At 40.8% G+C, this 18,306-nt stretch carries 17 protein-coding genes and 1 tRNA gene; 13 read left to right on the top strand and 5 right to left on the bottom strand.

Features of this window, described 5'->3' with window-relative positions; genetic code table 11:
- Positions 1–120 precede the first annotated feature (120 nt).
- From cgtA to NDQ71_RS15825, 5 genes are all read left to right on the top strand, one after another.
- Positions 121–1,278, top strand: a complete 1,158-nt coding sequence (gene cgtA / locus NDQ71_RS15805; protein ID WP_064665558.1) for an Obg family GTPase CgtA — start codon at positions 121–123, stop codon at positions 1,276–1,278.
- Positions 1,279–1,351: 73 nt separating this feature from the next.
- The gene (gene folA, locus NDQ71_RS15810) at positions 1,352–1,843 is read left to right on the top strand and encodes a type 3 dihydrofolate reductase (protein WP_192541074.1); all 492 of its coding nucleotides are present in this window, start codon (positions 1,352–1,354) and stop codon (positions 1,841–1,843) included.
- A 79-nt stretch (positions 1,844–1,922) separates the two neighbouring features.
- Positions 1,923–2,300, top strand: coding sequence for a DUF3718 domain-containing protein (locus tag NDQ71_RS15815; protein WP_301561820.1), 378 nt, complete (start codon positions 1,923–1,925; stop codon positions 2,298–2,300).
- Between the two features lie 135 nt (positions 2,301–2,435).
- The gene (locus NDQ71_RS15820) at positions 2,436–3,137 is read left to right on the top strand and encodes a DUF3581 domain-containing protein (RefSeq protein WP_301561821.1); all 702 of its coding nucleotides are present in this window, start codon (positions 2,436–2,438) and stop codon (positions 3,135–3,137) included.
- 97 nt (positions 3,138–3,234) lie between these two features.
- Entirely contained in the window at positions 3,235–4,482 is a 1,248-nt protein-coding gene (locus NDQ71_RS15825; RefSeq protein ID WP_301561822.1) for a DEAD/DEAH box helicase, read from the top strand.
- A gap of 198 nt (positions 4,483–4,680) precedes the next feature.
- On the opposite strand, the gene NDQ71_RS15830 is transcribed toward NDQ71_RS15825, so the two are convergent.
- From NDQ71_RS15830 to NDQ71_RS15840, 3 genes are all read right to left on the bottom strand, one after another.
- A complete protein-coding gene (locus tag NDQ71_RS15830; RefSeq protein ID WP_064665565.1) occupies positions 4,681–5,349 on the bottom strand; it encodes a hypothetical protein in 669 nt (222 codons plus the stop codon).
- Positions 5,346–5,960, bottom strand: a complete 615-nt coding sequence (locus NDQ71_RS15835; protein WP_084448042.1) for a hypothetical protein — start codon at positions 5,958–5,960, stop codon at positions 5,346–5,348. Before NDQ71_RS15835 ends, NDQ71_RS15830 begins: the two co-directional genes overlap by 4 nt.
- A gap of 123 nt (positions 5,961–6,083) precedes the next feature.
- Positions 6,084–7,040 carry a methylenetetrahydrofolate reductase gene (locus tag NDQ71_RS15840; RefSeq protein WP_192541079.1) on the bottom strand — a complete coding sequence of 319 codons (957 nt, stop codon included), beginning with the start codon at positions 7,038–7,040 and terminating at the stop codon, positions 6,084–6,086.
- A gap of 247 nt (positions 7,041–7,287) precedes the next feature.
- Between NDQ71_RS15840 and NDQ71_RS15845 the strand changes: the two genes are divergently transcribed.
- Positions 7,288–10,173 carry a pitrilysin family protein gene (locus NDQ71_RS15845; protein WP_301561823.1) on the top strand — a complete coding sequence of 962 codons (2,886 nt, stop codon included), beginning with the start codon at positions 7,288–7,290 and terminating at the stop codon, positions 10,171–10,173.
- Between the two features lie 58 nt (positions 10,174–10,231).
- Here the strand turns inward: NDQ71_RS15845 and NDQ71_RS15850 are convergent, their stop codons facing one another.
- The gene (locus tag NDQ71_RS15850; RefSeq protein ID WP_283711256.1) at positions 10,232–10,906 is read right to left on the bottom strand and encodes a hypothetical protein; all 675 of its coding nucleotides are present in this window, start codon (positions 10,904–10,906) and stop codon (positions 10,232–10,234) included.
- A gap of 217 nt (positions 10,907–11,123) precedes the next feature.
- Between NDQ71_RS15850 and cysE the strand changes: the two genes are divergently transcribed.
- Both cysE and NDQ71_RS15860 read left to right on the top strand, forming a co-directional pair.
- The gene (gene cysE / locus NDQ71_RS15855; protein ID WP_301561824.1) at positions 11,124–11,942 is read left to right on the top strand and encodes a serine O-acetyltransferase; all 819 of its coding nucleotides are present in this window, start codon (positions 11,124–11,126) and stop codon (positions 11,940–11,942) included.
- A gap of 26 nt (positions 11,943–11,968) precedes the next feature.
- Positions 11,969–12,640 (top strand): hypothetical protein, encoded by a 672-nt coding sequence (locus NDQ71_RS15860; protein ID WP_301561825.1) that lies wholly within the window; start codon positions 11,969–11,971, stop codon positions 12,638–12,640.
- On the opposite strand, the gene xseA is transcribed toward NDQ71_RS15860, so the two are convergent.
- Positions 12,637–13,971, bottom strand: coding sequence for an exodeoxyribonuclease VII large subunit (gene xseA / locus NDQ71_RS15865; RefSeq protein WP_192541083.1), 1,335 nt, complete (start codon positions 13,969–13,971; stop codon positions 12,637–12,639). The two genes, NDQ71_RS15860 and xseA, sit on opposite strands and share 4 nt — an antisense overlap.
- Positions 13,972–14,106: 135 nt before the next feature.
- Here xseA and guaB point away from each other — a divergent pair, with 135 nt between their 5' ends.
- The 5 genes from guaB to rimI all read left to right on the top strand — a co-directional run bounded on the left by guaB (position 14,107) and on the right by rimI (position 18,303).
- A complete protein-coding gene (gene guaB, locus NDQ71_RS15870) occupies positions 14,107–15,576 on the top strand; it encodes an IMP dehydrogenase (protein WP_192541084.1) in 1,470 nt (489 codons plus the stop codon).
- A 104-nt stretch (positions 15,577–15,680) separates the two neighbouring features.
- Positions 15,681–17,258 carry a glutamine-hydrolyzing GMP synthase gene (gene guaA, locus NDQ71_RS15875; RefSeq protein ID WP_064665574.1) on the top strand — a complete coding sequence of 526 codons (1,578 nt, stop codon included), beginning with the start codon at positions 15,681–15,683 and terminating at the stop codon, positions 17,256–17,258.
- A 146-nt stretch (positions 17,259–17,404) separates the two neighbouring features.
- A tRNA-Trp gene (locus NDQ71_RS15880) sits at positions 17,405–17,481 on the top strand.
- Between the two features lie 65 nt (positions 17,482–17,546).
- Positions 17,547–17,855 carry a hypothetical protein gene (locus NDQ71_RS15885; protein ID WP_301561826.1) on the top strand — a complete coding sequence of 103 codons (309 nt, stop codon included), beginning with the start codon at positions 17,547–17,549 and terminating at the stop codon, positions 17,853–17,855.
- On the top strand, positions 17,842–18,303 hold the full coding sequence (rimI, locus tag NDQ71_RS15890) for a ribosomal protein S18-alanine N-acetyltransferase (RefSeq protein WP_301561827.1): 462 nt from the start codon (positions 17,842–17,844) through the stop codon (positions 18,301–18,303). Before NDQ71_RS15885 ends, rimI begins: the two co-directional genes overlap by 14 nt.
- Positions 18,304–18,306 lie beyond the last annotated feature (3 nt).

Here is an 18,306-nt window from a genome sequence, read left to right on the forward strand (position 1 = left end):
CCCCGCCTTTGCGGGGTTTTTTGTTTTAAGCAAAAATATATACCTAAGCCAAGCCTGCAATCAGCTTGGCTTAGGTATATAATAGTGAAATTAACAAGCCAATCCCTAAAGTGAGTAATCATGAAGTTTGTAGATGAAGTAGAAATTCGCGCAGAAGCTGGAGACGGTGGTAGCGGCATCGTATCTTTCCGTCGTGAAAAATATGTCCCAGATGGTGGACCTGACGGCGGTGACGGTGGAGATGGTGGTAGTGTTTATCTACAAGCTGATGAAAACTTAAATACCCTTATCGATTATCAGTTTGAGCGTTTTCATAGAGCTGAACGTGGTACTAACGGCCGCAGCCGTAACTGTACAGGTAAAAAGGCTGATGACCTCTATGTAATGGTGCCTGTTGGTACTCGTATCACTGATGTGGATACGCAAGAAGGCTTGGGTGATTTAACTCAACATGGTCAAAGGATTTTGGTTGCAAAAGGCGGTTTCCACGGCTTGGGGAATGCGCGTTTTAAATCAAGTACTAACCGAGCACCTCGTCAAAAAACGTTGGGCACACCAGGTGAAGTACGTAACCTTAAACTAGAGCTATTATTATTAGCTGATGTAGGTTTATTAGGTTTGCCTAATGCTGGTAAATCGACCTTTATTCGCAGCGTGTCTGCTGCACGTCCTAAAGTGGCTGATTACCCGTTTACTACGCTTATTCCAAATTTAGGTGTGGTACGCCCTGAAGCAAATAAATCATTTGTTATTGCTGATATTCCAGGCTTGATCGAAGGGGCTTCTGATGGTGCTGGTTTAGGCATTCGCTTCTTAAAACATTTAGAGCGTTGTCGTGTATTACTGCATATCATTGATGTGATGCCAGTTGATGGTTCAAATCCGGTAGATAATGCCTTTGCTATCATCAATGAGCTGCATCAATATAGCCCTAAGCTGGCTGAAAAGCCGCGCTGGTTAGTGTTTAATAAAATTGACTTGTTACCAGAAGAAGAAGCTCAGGCGCTGTGTGAGAAAATCGCAGAAGAGCTAGGTGAGACTGAAAATATCTATCATATTTCAGCTATCAATAAATTAAACACGCAGCCGTTGATCCATAATATTATGACTCTGCTTGAAAGCATGCCGAAAGAAAAGTTTGTACCAATTGAAGATGAAGAAGTTGAATTCAAATGGGACACTTATCATAAAGATGCAACTAAGAAGAATGACGACGATGACGACTGGGATAGTTGGGATGATGACGACTATGACGTTGAAGTTATCTATGAGCGTTAATAATAAATAGAATATTATAAAAGGAGCGGGTGCTCCTTTTTTCTTGTTTAATGAAAAAGTATTAGGTGTTAATGTGAAAATTTCAATGATTGCAGCTATGGCTAACAACCGTGTGATTGGTCAAGATAATAATATGCCATGGCATTTACCGGCTGATCTACAACACTTTAAAGCAGTCACTATGAGTAAGCCGGTGATCATGGGGCGCAAAACGTTTGAGTCAATTGGTCGTCCATTACCTGGTAGACGCAATATAGTTATAAGCGGTAATGCCGATTACGAAGCTGCTGGGGTTGATGTGGTTTCATCGCCAGAGGCCGCTATTTCATTGGTTTGTGAGCTTGATGAAGTGATGGTTATTGGTGGTGGTAACGTATACCAGCAATTCTTAGAACGTGCAGATACCCTCTATTTAACGTTTATAGATCTTGATGTTAAAGGGGACACTCAGTTCCCTGATTATGAGAAAGTAGCCAACTGGCAAGTTGTAGAAGAGCAACATAATCAACCTAATGAAAAGAATTTACATGCATATACCTTCGTTACATTGGATAAAATTAAGTAACATTATTGCGAATAGGCTGATAGGTTGGTACAATATTAGCCAACTAAGGTAGTTATAAAGTATTACACAAGGGTATATAATGATTAAATTGTCAACATTCCTAATCGCTTCGGCTGTTTTTTCTGGCTCTGTTTTTTTCAGTGCACCTGCTAAAGCAGACGATCAGTTAGCGGTTTCAATCTGTGAATACATAGCTGCAGATGATAAAAATCGCCTACGTGATAAATTAAAAAGTTCACGTGTAAAAATTCGTAATATTTACGATGCAGTACAATGTAATGGCCTTAATTTACTTCGCCATGCAATTGCTAGTAATGCAGCAGATGCGGGTGAGTACGTTGTGAAAAATTTATCTAAAAGCTCTTTAGAAGATGGTGCTGATATCGCATGGGCTGAATCAAATGGCCATGCAGGATCTGCATTGATACCTGTAATTAAAGATCGTGCAGGTTTATAAAAGCAAATTTTGTTGAAAAGCCGCGTTTATCGCGGCTTTTTTGTATTTGAAACAAAAGTTTAACAGATTCGACCTCTATTGTATTTTTATCTGGTAGAATAGGCAGGTTATAAGCAGTTTAAGCAGTGAACAACTATGTTAAGTCCTTTTTATCAGCAACATGCTGATCATATCTCTATATCGCGTGAGCAAGGCTGTCGTTTCGCAAAATGTGTTGCCGATGATTACAACCCACTACACGATAAAGATGCAAAGAAATTTTGTGTCCCTGGAGATTTACTATTTTCATTGGTATTGAGCCGTTATGGTATCAGTGAAAAAATGGAATTTACCTTCGCAGGCATGGTTGATGAGAATACTAAACTCACCTTCCCTGAGGGCGCCGATGAGTTTGATATTACCAGCGGCGAAAAAGTCATGCTAAAGGTAAAGCGTGAAGGTAACACCAGTCAGTGTCAAACACTCACCGACAGTCTAATAAAAAATTACGTTGAGTTTTCCGGCACAACTTTCCCGCATGTGATTATTCCACTTATGGGCAAGCAAGATGTGATGATCAACCCAGCTCGTCCTATGGTTATCTATGAGTCAATGTTAATTAACCTTGATACTTTAGATATTCATGCGCCTACTTTAGAGTTTGCTGAGCCGAGTTTTGAATATACGGGTAAACGTGGCAAAATTACCTTACGCTTCAACTTACTTGAAGACGGTAAAAAAGTAGGCAGTGGTGAAAAGCACATGTTAGTTTCTGGTATTCGTGACTATTGCCAAGATACTGTTGATGATCTTATTTCGTTTTATAATCAACGTAAAGAAACGCTCAAGCCAGCTTAAACATTTAGCAAGCTTAAAAAGGCGCCGCAAAGCGCCTTTTTTGTTGCTCATTTTGTGCGTACAATAGCGCCATTATTAGTTATTTCAAGTCTATGCCATGTCTGCTGCAACCTTTAGTGATCTCCACCTTAACCCTTTACTGCTTAAAGCGCTTGAGCTAAATGAATATCAAACGCCTACGGCTATTCAACTACAAACAATTCCATTAATTTTAGCCGGTCACGATGTGATGGGCAGTGCGCAAACGGGCACAGGTAAAACAGCGGCATTTGTGCTTCCTTTACTGCATAAACTGTTAACCAGTAACAAAAAAGATGAGCAAGGTACTGCACGGGTATTAATTTTAACGCCAACCCGAGAGCTTGCTCAGCAAGTATTTTCCAGTTTTGAGAAATACGCACAAGGGTCTGATATTAAAGGCGCATTGGCATATGGCGGCGCAAGTATTGGACCTCAAGTAAAAGCAATGAAAGGCGCGCAAGTTGTCGTAGCAACGCCAGGGCGATTACTTGATCACATCATTAAAGGCAGTATTAAACTATCAAGTGTTGATTCACTGGTATTTGATGAAGCTGACCGCATGTTAGATATGGGCTTTATTGATGAAATTAAGCGTATTTTACGCCATGTGCCAAGCGATCGGCAGACCTTATTATTTTCAGCAACGTTTGATGACAGTGTGTTTGAACTCAGTAAAAAATTACTGAAAGACCCTAAGTTAGTTGAAGTTGATAAGCGTAACTCAGCTGCTGTTGAAGTTGAGCAAATCATTTACGCAGTTGATGAAGACCGTAAACGTGAACTTGTTTCGCATATGATTGGCATGAAAAACTGGCGCCAAGTACTGATTTTTACCCGTACCAAGCAAATGGCCGACAAGCTTGCTAAAGAAATGTGTAAAGACGGGCTTAAAACAGAGTCAATCCACGGTGATAAATCACAAGGTGCCCGAGACAGAGCGCTACAAAACTTTAAAGAGGGAACCACCCGCGTATTAGTGGCAACCGATGTTGCTGCCCGTGGTTTAGATATTGTCTCACTAAAATATGTGATTAACTTTGAGTTGCCGTATATAGCAGAAGACTACGTTCACCGAATAGGTCGTACAGGCCGAGCTGGCGAGCAGGGGCTAGCTATGTCACTCGTGAGTTTAGATGAGCAATGGCTACTTGAAGAAATTGAAGTGCTGCTTGATACCCGTTTAACGCCGCAGTGGTTAGCGGGCTATGAGCCCGATCCAAATAAAAAGCCAAAAGATAATCGTAAAAATAACAATAAATCGCGAAAAGAGCGGGATAAAAAACGTATTACAGGACAAAGAGCACCCAATAGACGACGTAAATAAAAGCTTTCAGTTTTTAGCTATCAGCTGTCAGTAAAGCTCTAGCACGGCGCTAAAACGAGCGCCGTAGCTTTATTGTTTTATATGCTAAATTCAGTAGTCAAAAGTATTAATAATAAAGCGCGATATAACTTTACTAAGCTAGAGTGCCCTCTAAAAAGATAAATTTTTAAATTAAAATCGCAGCTAAAGGTTCTTACTTCAATTTAGTGTAGTTATTTCATATGGTTTATCTGCGGATTCTTTCGTAACCATAATAAGCTTAAACCCTTTACCAAATGCATCAATTACCTGCCAGTCAATACGAATTAATGCGTCTTGAACTTTATCAGCATTGAAATCGCCTGTGGCAACAACGTAGTAAAACATCTGATCTGTTTCTGTCTCAACCTTTATTGCTCCACTAATGTCCAATGATGTATTAAACTTTTTATGGTATTCACTTAGTGTTTTACCTCTCCTTTGGCTTTTATCATGTTTATTAACATAAGGGTAAGCTGTAGCAGGAAGATTGCTAATATCCTTTTTATCAAGAATTTCCTGTAAATAACTGACGTTTGAACTTTTAGCTTGGGAGTACTGTTTTAATGCGGCACAGTTCGCTTTCAACATCTGTAACAAATGAAATTCGCTCACTGCTATATCATCAGAAGCGGTTTCTTCTACTTGTTTACAGGTAGAAAAGTGTACATTCTTCTCTGAACGTAAAGTTAAATCATAATTTAATTTAATGCTCTGGTAATCCATCACAATTTCAGATTCTAAACCTGTAAAATAATTAGTAAATAATTTAGGTTTTATTTCATTAGCAGATAATTTTGAGCAGCTAACACAGATAAATATCGATAATACTAATGATAAGTTTTTCACGGTGTCGTTACCTTTATGCTGTTAGCCGCAGATAGCTTTGCTCTTACGTAGTTATTTCTTTCTGCGCTGAGTTGAGGACGATAGCTTTCTTTAGCTGCTTTAATCCAATCTCCAGTTTTGATTGCTTTATCAAACTCAGTAAACTTCGTGACAATTTTTACTGCACCTAAGTTAAAAATCATATCAAATAATGCGACTTGTATATTTTTGTCTAATTTATCAAAATCATCATAATAACCATTAGACTTTTTATATAGAGTAGAAAGCTCTCTGTAAAAAGAATCCATATGTTTGTCTAGTTGGCGTGTAATTTCTACATCTTTAATTATGAGTGTAGTAAATTGCTTATACCATTCAGCTTTATAATTTCTTTTTTGTTTAGCTATCGTTTCAAATTCTTTTTGCTTTTCTAGAGGAGTTGCAGGAGGACCCGGTTGATTGTTAACTACTTTATTCATTGGGAGCAGGGTTGCAGCTTGTTTGTTTTTTATCATATGACCTACGCCTGTGGTTACATAGCCCTGAGAGTCTAGATAAAAGTGATTAATTTTCTTCTCATATTTTATAATGTTTTTAATTACTTCTGCTTTTACCTGTGGATTTAACGGCATTTAAAATTCCTTTTAATAGTATTACCTAATTAGCATACAAGAATACTTGGAATTACCTAAAAAAACAACAATCATGAACACTAGTTCACTTAAAAATGATGGACAGGCTCAAGTTTAACTCTATTAAGCAATCTGCTTTTCAGCTAGATTCAATTCCATTGTCGCTTTTAATAAACGATAAAGGTTTATTGACGCATCAATTTCTTCTTTACGGTTAGTTAAGCTTTCAATGTTTAACCCCAGTGGAACATCTAAATGGGCGCAACTTTTTAGAATAGAGTCTAAATTTTCGCGGCAAATACGCACTGATTCACTAAGTGGATTTTGTGAATCTAACATACGCCATTTGGTTGCCTCAGGTACTGAAATACCAAGCCACTGCATAAACTCAAGTGTTTTTTCACTGCCGCATGGTGTAAACGTTAAGATGATACGGTTTGGTTTAATCCCCTGTGCTTTACAGCTGCGTGCGTAACTGGTGATCAAATCAATGGTCGCTTGGGCGTTGTAAACTGCTTGTGAGATGAAAAATTGACACCCTTGTGCGGTTTTTTTAAGTAGGCGTTCATGCTCGTTACGTTTACTCGCATGGCGCTCGGCAATGGTGACTCCACCTAAAAAGAAGTCATCCGCTTGCTCTGCCAGTACTTTATAAGCATTGGGCAGGCTTAATTTTATATCACCGGCTGATGATGGGCTGCCAACTAGCACTAAGTTCTTTAAGTCATAGTCGTTTTTAGTCTCATCAAGCCACTGTTTAAACTCCGCTTCGCCACGCTGTGCAACACTTTTATACGTGATCACATCAAGGTGCGATAAGCTACGTAACAAGTGGCTGTATTCACGTGGATCAACCGTTTTTTTAAACGGAAAAGGGCGTGGCTTATCAGTGCGGCTGCTTTCATCTTGAATGTCGTAAATAATTACGCCATCGTATTCAATTTCATGTAAACGGTCCAACAGCTTTTGAGCGATTGTTTCAAGCTGCGCTTTATCAGTACCAATACGTGGCGGGGTAGTACCAATTAAGTACACACCTTGATTGGTATCTTCAATTTTCTGTTGTAGTGATAAAGCCATAATCCTCATTCCAGCTAATTAGTTTCTATAGCAAACAATATAACAGCCATTTAGACGTCTAGATAGATTTTTCTGGTGAGTTTTTTTCAATAAACATGAATTTTATTCATATTGAACTGGTGTTGCTAGTGCGTTTATACACAACTGTTTACATATTTTATTGTGCTAGGGGTCTTATATTACCTTGCTTTGTTGCATAATCAGGTGACTAAAAACAAGAAATATATTCAACTAACAAGGGATAACAATGAAATTTAAATTATTAGCAACCAGCCTTGCGGTAACGCTTGCGCTGGGCGGCTGTGCGAGTAACAGCGGCTCTAACATGGTCAAAGAAGTTGAGATTGAACAGTCAACGGTTGCCAGCAGCAATGATCGGGTGTTCTCACAGAATTATTTATTAGAAGAGCTTGATAACGGTTTACGCGTTATGGTGGTTAAAACTGATTACCCTGATGTGGTATCACTACAAATTCCGGTGTCAGTCGGTTCTCGTAATGAAGTGGAAGCGGGCAAAACTGGCTTTGCACACTTTTTTGAACACATGATGTTTAAAGGCTCTGAAAAATTCCCGCAAGATGTATATTCAGACATTCTAAAAAATTCAGGTGTCGATAACCGCGCTTACACCACTAATGATTACACTAATTATCACTTAAACTTTTCAAAGCAGCACCTTGATAAGGTACTTGAAATTGAAGCCGATATTTTTCAAAACCTCACTTACTCAGAAGAGCAGTTCCGCACTGAAGCGCTTACTGTAAAAGGCGAATACCTTAAAAACAATGCCAGCCCAGTGCGTAAGTTGCTCTCTGCTGTGCGTAATGAAGCATTTGAAAAACATACCTATAAACACACCACCATGGGCTTTTTTGAAGATATTGAAGCCATGCCTGAGCAAATGGCGTACGGTAAAGAGTTTTTTGAAAAGTTCTATAAGCCTGAATATGTATCGCTGGTGATTGTCGGTGATGTCGATCCGCAAGCAACCATAGCAATGGTTAAAAAGTATTGGGGTAAGTGGCAAAAAGGTGACTATGTTGCCGATATTCCAACTGAGCCGAAGCAACAAGCAGCCAAGTATGTCCATGAGCAAAACGAAGGCCTACCAGGACATTGGTTATTGGTTTCATACAAAGGAACTGCGTGGCAACCAGAGCAAAAAGACCGTGCAGCACTTGATTTATTGTCACAACTTTATTTCTCAAGCAACTCTGACTTATATCAAGAGCTAGTAGTTGATAAACAAATCGCTAGCCAAATGTTTAGCTACAACCCAGATACAAAAGATCCGGGCTTACTACACGTATTTGTAAAAGTTGAAAATGAAGCTGATTTAGCTAAAGCGCGTGATGCCATCAATAACACTTATGCAAAAGCACGCACTGAGCTGGTTGATAGCCAAAAATTAGCCGATTTAAAGTCAAACTTAAAATACAGCTTTATTAATGGCTTAGATTCTTCTCAAGCAATAGCTTCAACCCTTGCAAGCTACATGCATTTTGAGCGTGATCCAGAAGTGGTCAATCAATTATATGCAACGGCCGACAGCATCAGTGCGCAAGATATTCAAGATATTGCTAATAAGTACTTTGTCGATAGTAGCCGAACAACTGTAACTATGTCAGCGCTTGATAAAATTGCTGGTTTTGAGCAAGAAGTTGATTTAAACAGCCTAGTTGCTAGTAAGCAGACAGTGCAAGAGCATCACTTTAAAGTGCTTGATAAAACCAACAGCTCACCGTTGATTGATATTAATTGGCTATTCCATACAGGTGCGGCGGCGGATCCTAAAGGTCAAAAAGGCGTGGCTGCGCTAACTGCTGCAATGCTTGCTCAAGGTGGCTCAGAATCTAAGAGCTATAACGATATCAAAAAAGCACTGTATCCACTGGCTGGCAGCTTTGGTTATCAAATTGATAAAGAAATGATTTCTTTACAAGGGCGAGTACATAAAGACAATGCGCCGCAGTGGTACGCATTAGTTAGTGAGCAGTTACTTAACCCTGGTTTTAGAGAAGACGACTTTAAGCGTTTGAAGAAAGAGCTGATTGACGGTATTAAATCGGGCCTTAAAGCATCTAACGATGAAGAGTTAGGTAAAGAAGTGCTTTATCATAAGCTCTATCAAGGTCACCCGTATGAAAGCTACAATTATGGTGATTTGTCAGATCTAGAAGCCCTGACATTGGATGATGTGAAAGCGTTTTACGCAAAAGAGTTTACTCAAGCTAAATTAACTGTCGGTTTAATTGGCGCAGTGCCTGAATCACTAAAAGCTACCATGTTTGCAGATTTAAGCGAATTACCTAAAGGTCAGCAAAGTCGTTTATCAATCCCTGATGCGCCAGCGCTAAAAGGTCATCATGCAACGATTGTTGAAAAGTCAGCACAGTCAACCGCGGTATCGTTTGGCTTCCCGATTGATACCATTCGTAGCAGTGAAGACTGGACGGCATTGTGGTTAGTGCGTTCATACTTTGGCGAACATCGCAGTTCAAATGCATACCTGTATGAGCGTATTCGTCAAACGCGTGGTATGAACTACGGCGATTACGCTTATATCGAATACTTCCCACGTGGTATGTTCCAAACCAAGCCGGATGCTAACCTTGGTCGTTCTGAGCAGATATTCCAAGTTTGGTTACGCCCGCTGCGTTCAAACAACGATGCACATTTTGCAACTCGTACCGCTTTATTTGAACTTGATAAACTGATCAAAAATGGCATGACAGAAAAAGATTTTAACGCAACGCGTAATTTCTTAATTAACTTTGTGCCACAAATGGTCGCCAGTCAAAACCGTCAACTAGGTTACGCACTTGATAGCGAGTTTTATAACACGGATTCGTTTGTGAAGTATGTTACGACTAAGCTTGAAAAGCTGACCTTGGCTGATGTCAATCGTGTGATTAAAGCTAATTTACAAACTGATGATATCCAGTATGTGTTTATTACCGGTGATGGCAAAGACATGCAAAAACGCTTAGCGTCTGAGCAAACATCGCCTATGGTGTATAACGCAGAAAAGCCAGCTGAGCTGGTGGCAGAAGATAAAGTGATTGCTGATTACAAACTAGCAATTCCTGCGAAAAACATTGAAGTACTTGCAGTAGATGAAGTGTTTCAATAAGTGTAATTAAAAGCTGAATTGAAGTGCCTCAATTATTGAGGCACTTTTTTAGTGATAGTCACTTTTTATTTAGCCATTTCTCCATTGCTTGATCGTAAGCCTCTGTGACTTTTGTATTGGGACAATCAATCGCTTGTATATAGCTATCAGGTAAATCACTTTTTGGTATAACACCAGCCCCCATAGATACTTTCTTAAAGCATCTATCACCGTAGCGATAGATAGAAAGCTGCATACTTTGTTTTTCAATTTTTAATGGATCTATGCTGTTTGCTTTGTGTGCCTTTGGCACCGAAATGCGCTGTGGTTGAGTGGACGTATTCGATTGAGATTGCGTTGCCGGTAATGTAGTTTGTTGTTCTTTAAGTATATGTTCCAAGCCTAGTTTTAGATCTATCTTTTTGTAGTTGTTAGTTTGTTCATCAGTTGTAGTGGGCGGCGATTTCTTTTGCTGTTTAATTTTAACGCTGGGGCTTATGCTCGTAGCTGATGTTTTCGGTTGCGTTTTTGGGGAGGTCGCTTCGATTTGTTGTTTTGGCTTGCTAGGGATAGGCTGCTGCGGCTTTTTAGCCACAGGTAAAGATTTAATGTTAGAGGGGACAGTGATCATATATGCTTTAATTGGAGCTGTTTTTTGTTGTTGTAGTTTTGGTATTTTAATGGTTGTAAAGATTAAAAGAATTATCCCGTGGAGCAGTAATGAAATAATCAGAGGCCAGCGCCACGTTGTCACATTACATTCCTTATTTGTGCTAGCTATACGATAACTATATGACCTTTTAAGGAACAGAAAGTTTCTAACCAAGGGTTAAATTTATTTAATAAAGTTGTGGATCAAGCAGGAAAGTTATATCTAATAACCAGAACAAATAATTACAGTGTTAACACATACGTGATGAAATCCGTTAAACTGAAACAAAGTACACCCAGTATTAATTTAAGGCCGTCCTATGCGTCATGAAATTTGGCAACAGCTTCGCACAGAAGCAAAAGAAGTCGTTACCCGTGAACCTCTGTTAGCAAGTCATGTGTATTCATGCATTCTAAATCATGAGTGTTTAGGATCTGCGTTGAGTTTTATCGTTGCCAATAAGTTATCTGATGCTGTGGTATCTGCATTTACTATACGTGAATTGTTTGATCAGGCTTTTGTTGAGTGTGATCGCATGTTGACTCATGTGGCTCATGATATAAAAGCGGTTAAAGATCGTGACCCTGCTGCCGATACTTATTTAACTGTGATCTTAAATTTAAAAGGTTTCCATGCAATTCAAGCACATCGACTCGCCCATTGCCTTTGGTTACAAAACCGTAAAGAGCTCGCTCGTTTTATTCAAAGCCGTACCTCAGAAGTATTTGGCGTTGATATCCATCCCGCTTGTAAAGTCGGCCATGGTATTATGTTTGACCATGCAACTGGTATAGTCATTGGTGAAACTGCGGTAATAGAAGATAACGTGTCAATTTTACAATCAGTAACGCTTGGTGGTACTGGTAATGAAAAAGGCGATCGTCACCCGAAAATTCGCGCAGGTGTCCTAATTGGTGCTGGGGCTAAAGTGCTCGGCAATATCGAAGTCGGCGAGGGTGCACGAATTGGTGCTGGCTCTGTTGTATTAAGCGCGGTACCGCCACACACCACAGTTGTTGGTGTACCAGCTAAAATTGTTGGCAAGCCAAATTGTCCCTGTCCAGCGCAAAGTATGAATCAGAACTTTTTAGAAGTTGATGAGCCACAAAACGAATCACACACCAGTGCCATGCTCTAAGTAAAAAAACTTAAAAGGAATTAAGCATGAGTAAACATAATCCATTTTCGCTAGCTCTGGCATTTATTACAGGTGTTGTTTTAACGTGGGGCTACTTTACGTGGAGCTCTGACGAAGCAGCTCCTGTAACTACCACAAAAACACAGGTACTTGAACAAGAAGTCAAAATAATGCCTGCCAGTACCGCAGCTGCAGAGCTAGATACAGTATCCCAGTCTCAGCAAGTGGCGGATATTACCTCGACTGCCCAAGATGCATCAGCGCAAACAAAGGATGAACAACCGCTTGAGAAGCAACTGCAGCAACTTAAGCATGAATTAGCGCAGCAACGAGCGCTGGTTAAACGTTACCAAACACAAGCTCAAGCCCCCTCTGATTTTGAGCAAGCTTTATTAGATAAGTTTGAGCAGCAAAGCCGTAATGAAGAATGGGCATATCGCACAGAAACAGCCATGAAAGATTTTTTGCAAACCGCAGATCTAAGCATCAGCCCTGAGCTGGTGAGTGCGCAGTGTAAAAGCTCGGTGTGTAAATTTGAACTTGCAGCACCAAAAGATAATGATGACTTTACTCACACCCAATGGCGCGAGCTTAATGATCAGTTGGTCAAACAGGATTTTTGGCAACAATTTACCGTTAGCACCTCTAAATCCAGCGATCGCGACTTTTCTTTATTGCTTGCTACCGAATCGGATTAACTAACAATAGATTGAATTACTCCATCGGCTAATTCTGTGGTTAGCGCATCGCCTTGGTTCACTTGCGACGTTGACTTTATAACCTTTCCTTGCTCATTTTTGGTAATGCTGTAACCACGAGCTAGCACGTTCAGTGGGCTTACTGATCCAAGACGACTCGCTTGCAGTGCCAGCGTATTTTGGCTGCTACGTAATTGCTGTTGCATACTTTGTTGTAAACGCGCTTGTAATTGTTGTAATTGATGACCCGCTTGAGTGAGTTTTCGATCAGGTGAGCGCTGCATTAAACGCGGCACTAAATTATTTAAGTGGCGTTCATACTGGTAAATACGCAGCTGCATTGCTTGCTGTAGTGCTAAAGACAGCTCATCTAAACGCTGTGCTTGTTGATTTAATTGATTGCGCGGATGGCACAATGTTAAACGGTGCTCAAGAGCGGTGGCTGTGCTTTGCTTGGCTGATAACTGATGTTTAAACGCATTTGCTAAACGCTGTAATTGTTGTTGAATTTGGTTGTAGAGTTCACTGCTATTAGGGCTGACCAGCTCTGCCGCCGCAGATGGAGTAGCAGCGCGGACATCTGCCACATAGTCACTGATAGTGGTATCAATTTCATGCCCGACGGCACTAATTATAGGTAGCTTACTGGCGTAAATAGCACGTGCTAGCAGTTCATGGTTAAAGCACCATAAGTCTTCTAATGAACCACCACCGCGACCTAAAATAAGCACATCCACTTCATTACGGGCGTTGGCCAAATTAATTTTATCAATCAATTGTAAGTGGGCGTCTTTACCTTGCACCATAGCGGGGTAGATAACCACTTCAAGCTGTGGTGCGCGGCGTTTAAGTACCGTTAAAATATCTTTAATTGCGGCGCCGGTTGCTGATGTAATTACCCCCACGCGATGTACAACACTTGGTAGTGGCTGCTTGTATGCAGAGCTAAATAGACCCTCAGCCGCGAGACGCATTTTTAATTCATCAAACTGTTGCTTTAATTGGCCTTCACCTGCCGCTTCCATGTGTTCAACAATCAGCTGGTAATCACCACGCGGTTCATATAAAGATACCCGAGCGCGCACTGTTACTTGTGCGCCGTTTTCTGGACGATAACGTTGGCCGCGATTATTGCCACGCCACATGGCGGCTTTAACTTGGGCACGATCATCTTTAAGCGTAAAATACCAATGCCCAGACGCAGGCGTAATGAAATTTGAGATCTCACCGGTTAAAATTAACGATGCGAAACCTTGTTCAAGCACGGTTCTAATTTCTCTGTTTAGCCTAGAAACGGTATAAATCGTTTGCTGCTGGGATGTTATGGCCATAAAGCGACTCTTAAAAACGACGATGGCGGTATTTTATCATAAATAATTGTGAAATCTTATTTACTCGTGTCCATAACGCTGATAAAATTTGGCCGCAATTCCTTATACAAGATCCACATGTGAGAAGTTGCCAAAATGCTTAGAATTGCTAAAGAAGCTCTTACCTTTGATGACGTACTTTTAGTACCAGGTCATTCTACTGTTTTGCCACACACGGCAAACATTTCAACTCGCTTAACGCGTGGTATCAAACTTAACTTGCCGCTAGTTTCAGCATCTATGGATACTGTTACAGAAGCACGCTTAGCGATCGCGCTAGCGCAAGAGGGCGGTTTAGGTTTTATCCACAAAAACATGACAATTGAAGAACAAGCTAAAAACGTACGTAAAGTTAAAACGTACGAAGCCGGTATTGTTTCTTTTCCTGTTACTGTGACAGCGGATTTAACGATTGCAGATGCGATTGCACTTGCTGAAGAAAAAGGCTTTTCAGGTTTTCCGGTAACGGATGCTGAAAACGGCCTTGTTGGTATTGTGACCAGCCGCGATATGCGTTTCGAAACTAAGCTTGAGCAACCTGTTTCAACAGTAATGACTAAAAAAGAAAAGTTAGTGACTGTTAAAGAGGGCGCAGCTCGCGAAGAGATCTTAGGTTTAATGCACGAACACCGCATCGAAAAGATTCTTGTTGTTGATGATGCCTTTAAATTAAAAGGCATGATCACCGTAAAAGATTATCAAAAAGCTCAAGATAAACCACATGCATGTAAAGACGAGCAAGGCCGTCTTCGTGTCGGTGCTGCTGTCGGTGTAGGCCCAGGCACTGATGAGCGTATTGCTGCATTAGTTGAAGCGGGTGTTGATGTATTATTAATAGATACTTCTCATGGTCATTCACAAGGTGTTATCGACCGTGTTGCAGAAACTCGTCAAACATACCCTGATTTACAAATTGTAGCGGGTAACGTTGCTACTGCTGAAGGTGCGATTGCCCTTGCAGATGCTGGTGTTGATGCAGTTAAAGTGGGTATCGGCCCAGGTTCAATCTGTACTACACGTATTGTTACCGGTTGTGGTGTACCACAAATTACCGCTATTTCTGATGCAGTTGAAGGCTTAAAAGGCCGCGACATTCCAGTGATTGCTGATGGTGGTATTCGTTTCTCTGGTGATATCGTAAAAGCACTTGTTGCTGGTGCATCATGCGTCATGGTTGGCTCAATGCTAGCGGGTACTGAAGAAGCGCCAGGTGAAGTTGAACTTTACCAAGGTCGCTACTACAAATCATACCGTGGTATGGGCTCACTTGGCGCGATGAACCAAAAAGAAGGTTCATCAGATCGTTACTTCCAAAAATCAAATCAAGCAGACAAGCTTGTTCCTGAAGGTATTGAGGGTCGTGTGGCTTATAAAGGCCCAATCGCGACAATCATCCACCAACAAGTTGGTGGCCTGCGCAGTGCAATGGGTTTAACCGGTTGTGCAACGATTGAAGAGTTAAACACTAAACCTCAATTTGTACGCGTTACTTCAGCTGGTATGGGTGAGTCACATGTTCATGATGTGCAAATCACCAAAGAAGCACCTAACTACCGCTTAGGTTAATCAATATACTTTATTGAAATTACTGGGCTAGCTTTTGCTGGCCCTTATTTATTTTTAGTCATTCAGGTTACCTGAGTGCTAGTTCTTGACTAACGAGACCCTCAATGAGCAAAGACATTCACGATTCACGAATTCTTATTTTAGACTTTGGTTCGCAATACACGCAATTGATCGCCCGCCGTGTGCGTGAAATTGGTGTTTACTGTGAGCTGTGGGCATGGGACGTAACGGAAGAGCAGATCCGTGAGTTCAATCCACAAGGTATTATTTTATCTGGTGGCCCTGAGTCAACAACCCTTGAGAATAGCCCACGTGCTCCTGAGTATGTGTTTAATGCTGGCGTACCAGTACTTGGTATTTGCTACGGCATGCAAACAATGGCTACTCAGCTAGGCGGCAGCGTTCACAGCTCTGATAAAAAAGAGTTTGGTTATGCGCAAGTTGAAAAAGTAGGTGATTGTGCATTATTTGATGCGATTGAAGATCACATTACAGACGGTGGTAATGGCGTACTAGACGTATGGATGAGCCATGGCGATAAAGTAATGGAAATTCCAGATACCTTTAAAACCACAGCTAAAACATCTACTTGTCCGCATGCGGCAATGTCTAACGAAGAAAAGCGTTTTTATGGCGTACAATTCCACCCAGAAGTAACTCACACTCATCAAGGACAACGTCTACTTGAACGTTTTGCAATTGATATTTGTGGTTGTGAAAAGTTATGGACTCCTGCCAAAATCATTGATGACGCAATTGAGCGTATTAAAGAAACGGTAGGCGATGACGAAGTGATCTTAGGTTTATCTGGTGGTGTTGATTCATCAGTGGTCGCTATGCTTATCCACCGCGCGATTGGCGAGCGTTTAACCTGTGTATTTGTTGATAACGGTTTACTGCGTTTAAACGAAGGCCAACAAGTAATGGATATGTTTGGCAACAAGTTTGGCCTAAACATCATCAAAGTAGATGCTGAAGAGTTATTCTTAGCAGACCTTGCTGGTAAATCAGATCCAGAAGACAAGCGTAAAGCGATTGGTCATACATTTATTAAAGTTTTTGATGAGCAATCTAAAAAGCTTAAAAATGCAAAATGGTTAGGTCAAGGTACTATCTACCCAGATGTTATCGAGTCAGCAGCGTCTGCAACAGGTAAAGCACATGTGATCAAATCTCACCACAATGTGGGCGGTTTACCAGATGATATGGAAATGGGCCTAGTAGAGCCACTGCGTGAATTATTTAAAGATGAAGTACGTAAAATTGGTTTAGAGCTAGGTTTACCGTATGACATGCTTTACCGTCACCCGTTCCCTGGGCCTGGTCTAGGTGTGCGTGTACTTGGCGAAATCAAAAAAGAATACTGTGATTTATTACGCCGTGCCGATGCTATCTTCATTGAAGAGCTACACAAAGCTGAGCTTTACCACAAAGTAAGCCAAGCATTTACTGTGTTCTTACCGGTGAAGTCTGTTGGTGTAATGGGCGATGCGCGTAAATATGACTGGGTTGTAAGCCTTCGTTGTGTTGAAACTATCGACTTTATGACTGCTCGTTGGTCACATTTACCGTATGAGTTCTTAGGCCTGGTTTCAAACCGTATCATTAATGAAATCGACGGTATCTCGCGTGTTGTTTACGATATTTCAGGTAAACCACCGGCCACGATTGAGTGGGAATAACCGTTAGATAGTTTTTCTAACTGATTATAAAAACGGCGAATTAGTTAACTAATTCGCCGTTTTGTTTATTTAAAAAGCAATCAAACTAAAAAAGTAATTTTTTTCTTTACCTTTAGCGAAAGGTCTCTATAATTCGTCGTCATTGCAGGGGCGTAGTTCCAATTGGTAGAACAGCGGTCTCCAAAACCGATGGTTGGGAGTTCGAGTCTCTCCGCCCCTGCCATTTCTTCTTTACATCGTTTTTATTACTTCTTATATTGTTCTAGTGTTTAAATCTACTGAGTTGTTATGCATCCACGATACGCAGCTATTTTTGGTATAGAAAACCTTGAACTAAATCAGCATTTTCGATCTGATCCAATAGTCGAGCAAGTGGGCGATCAGGCAGTCACAGCACAGCCAGTAACTATTGAGCTCAATACACAATTATTCGCAGACTTACAGCGTGCTGTTGCGCCATTACAGATAAAGCAGATTGTGCAAAGCGATAATCTTGCTTGGCATAATGGGTTGCTTAGCATTCCGAGCTCACAGCTTACTGCCGATAATAAACGCGCACTCTGGGCGCTGATGAGTACACACCTTGATAACCTTTAAACCTGTTACTGAAGCATCGATAGATGCGCTAATGGCCATTGAGAACGTATGCCATAGTCATCCTTGGGGACTCAATACCATGCAATCATGTTTAGCTGGGCGCTACTTTAATTTAGCCGCATTTAAGGCTGAACAAATGGTTGGTTTTTATATTGGTGAAAAAGCAGGGCCTGATTTTACCTTAATGGATATTTGCGTTGCGCCACAGTTTCAGGGGCAGGGCATTGCTAAACAATTGCTTAATGCGTTTATTAGTTATGGTGAACAGCACAGTGCTGAAAACTTATTTTTAGAAGTGCGTGAAACCAACACCCGTGCCATTGCTTTGTATGAGCAGGCTGGCTTTACTGAAATGTCGGTGCGTAAAAACTACTACCCCAGTGATGATCCGGCAAAAAATGGCTATGAAGATGCTATCTTAATGGGCATGACTCTGCTATTTGGCTGAGCT

The sequence above is a fragment of the Pseudoalteromonas sp. KG3 genome (genome assembly GCF_030436385.1).
GTDB lineage: Bacteria > Pseudomonadota > Gammaproteobacteria > Enterobacterales > Alteromonadaceae > Pseudoalteromonas > Pseudoalteromonas prydzensis.

Excerpts from the sequence above, each read along its gene's own strand:
- xseA (WP_192541083.1), bottom strand. The coding sequence starts at position 13,971 with ATGGCCATAACATCCCAGCAGCAAACGATTTATACCGTTTCTAGGCTA.
- NDQ71_RS15820 (WP_301561821.1), top strand. The coding sequence starts at position 2,436 with ATGTTAAGTCCTTTTTATCAGCAACATGCTGATCATATCTCTATATCG.
- guaB (WP_192541084.1), top strand. The coding sequence starts at position 14,107 with ATGCTTAGAATTGCTAAAGAAGCTCTTACCTTTGATGACGTACTTTTA.
- NDQ71_RS15840 (WP_192541079.1), bottom strand. The coding sequence starts at position 7,040 with ATGGCTTTATCACTACAACAGAAAATTGAAGATACCAATCAAGGTGTG.
- NDQ71_RS15845 (WP_301561823.1), top strand. The coding sequence starts at position 7,288 with ATGAAATTTAAATTATTAGCAACCAGCCTTGCGGTAACGCTTGCGCTG.
- NDQ71_RS15825 (WP_301561822.1), top strand. The coding sequence starts at position 3,235 with ATGTCTGCTGCAACCTTTAGTGATCTCCACCTTAACCCTTTACTGCTT.
- cysE (WP_301561824.1), top strand. The coding sequence starts at position 11,124 with ATGCGTCATGAAATTTGGCAACAGCTTCGCACAGAAGCAAAAGAAGTC.
- cgtA (WP_064665558.1), top strand. The coding sequence starts at position 121 with ATGAAGTTTGTAGATGAAGTAGAAATTCGCGCAGAAGCTGGAGACGGT.
- NDQ71_RS15885 (WP_301561826.1), top strand. The coding sequence starts at position 17,547 with ATGCATCCACGATACGCAGCTATTTTTGGTATAGAAAACCTTGAACTA.
- NDQ71_RS15835 (WP_084448042.1), bottom strand. The coding sequence starts at position 5,960 with ATGCCGTTAAATCCACAGGTAAAAGCAGAAGTAATTAAAAACATTATA.
- guaA (WP_064665574.1), top strand. The coding sequence starts at position 15,681 with ATGAGCAAAGACATTCACGATTCACGAATTCTTATTTTAGACTTTGGT.
- NDQ71_RS15860 (WP_301561825.1), top strand. The coding sequence starts at position 11,969 with ATGAGTAAACATAATCCATTTTCGCTAGCTCTGGCATTTATTACAGGT.
- NDQ71_RS15815 (WP_301561820.1), top strand. The coding sequence starts at position 1,923 with ATGATTAAATTGTCAACATTCCTAATCGCTTCGGCTGTTTTTTCTGGC.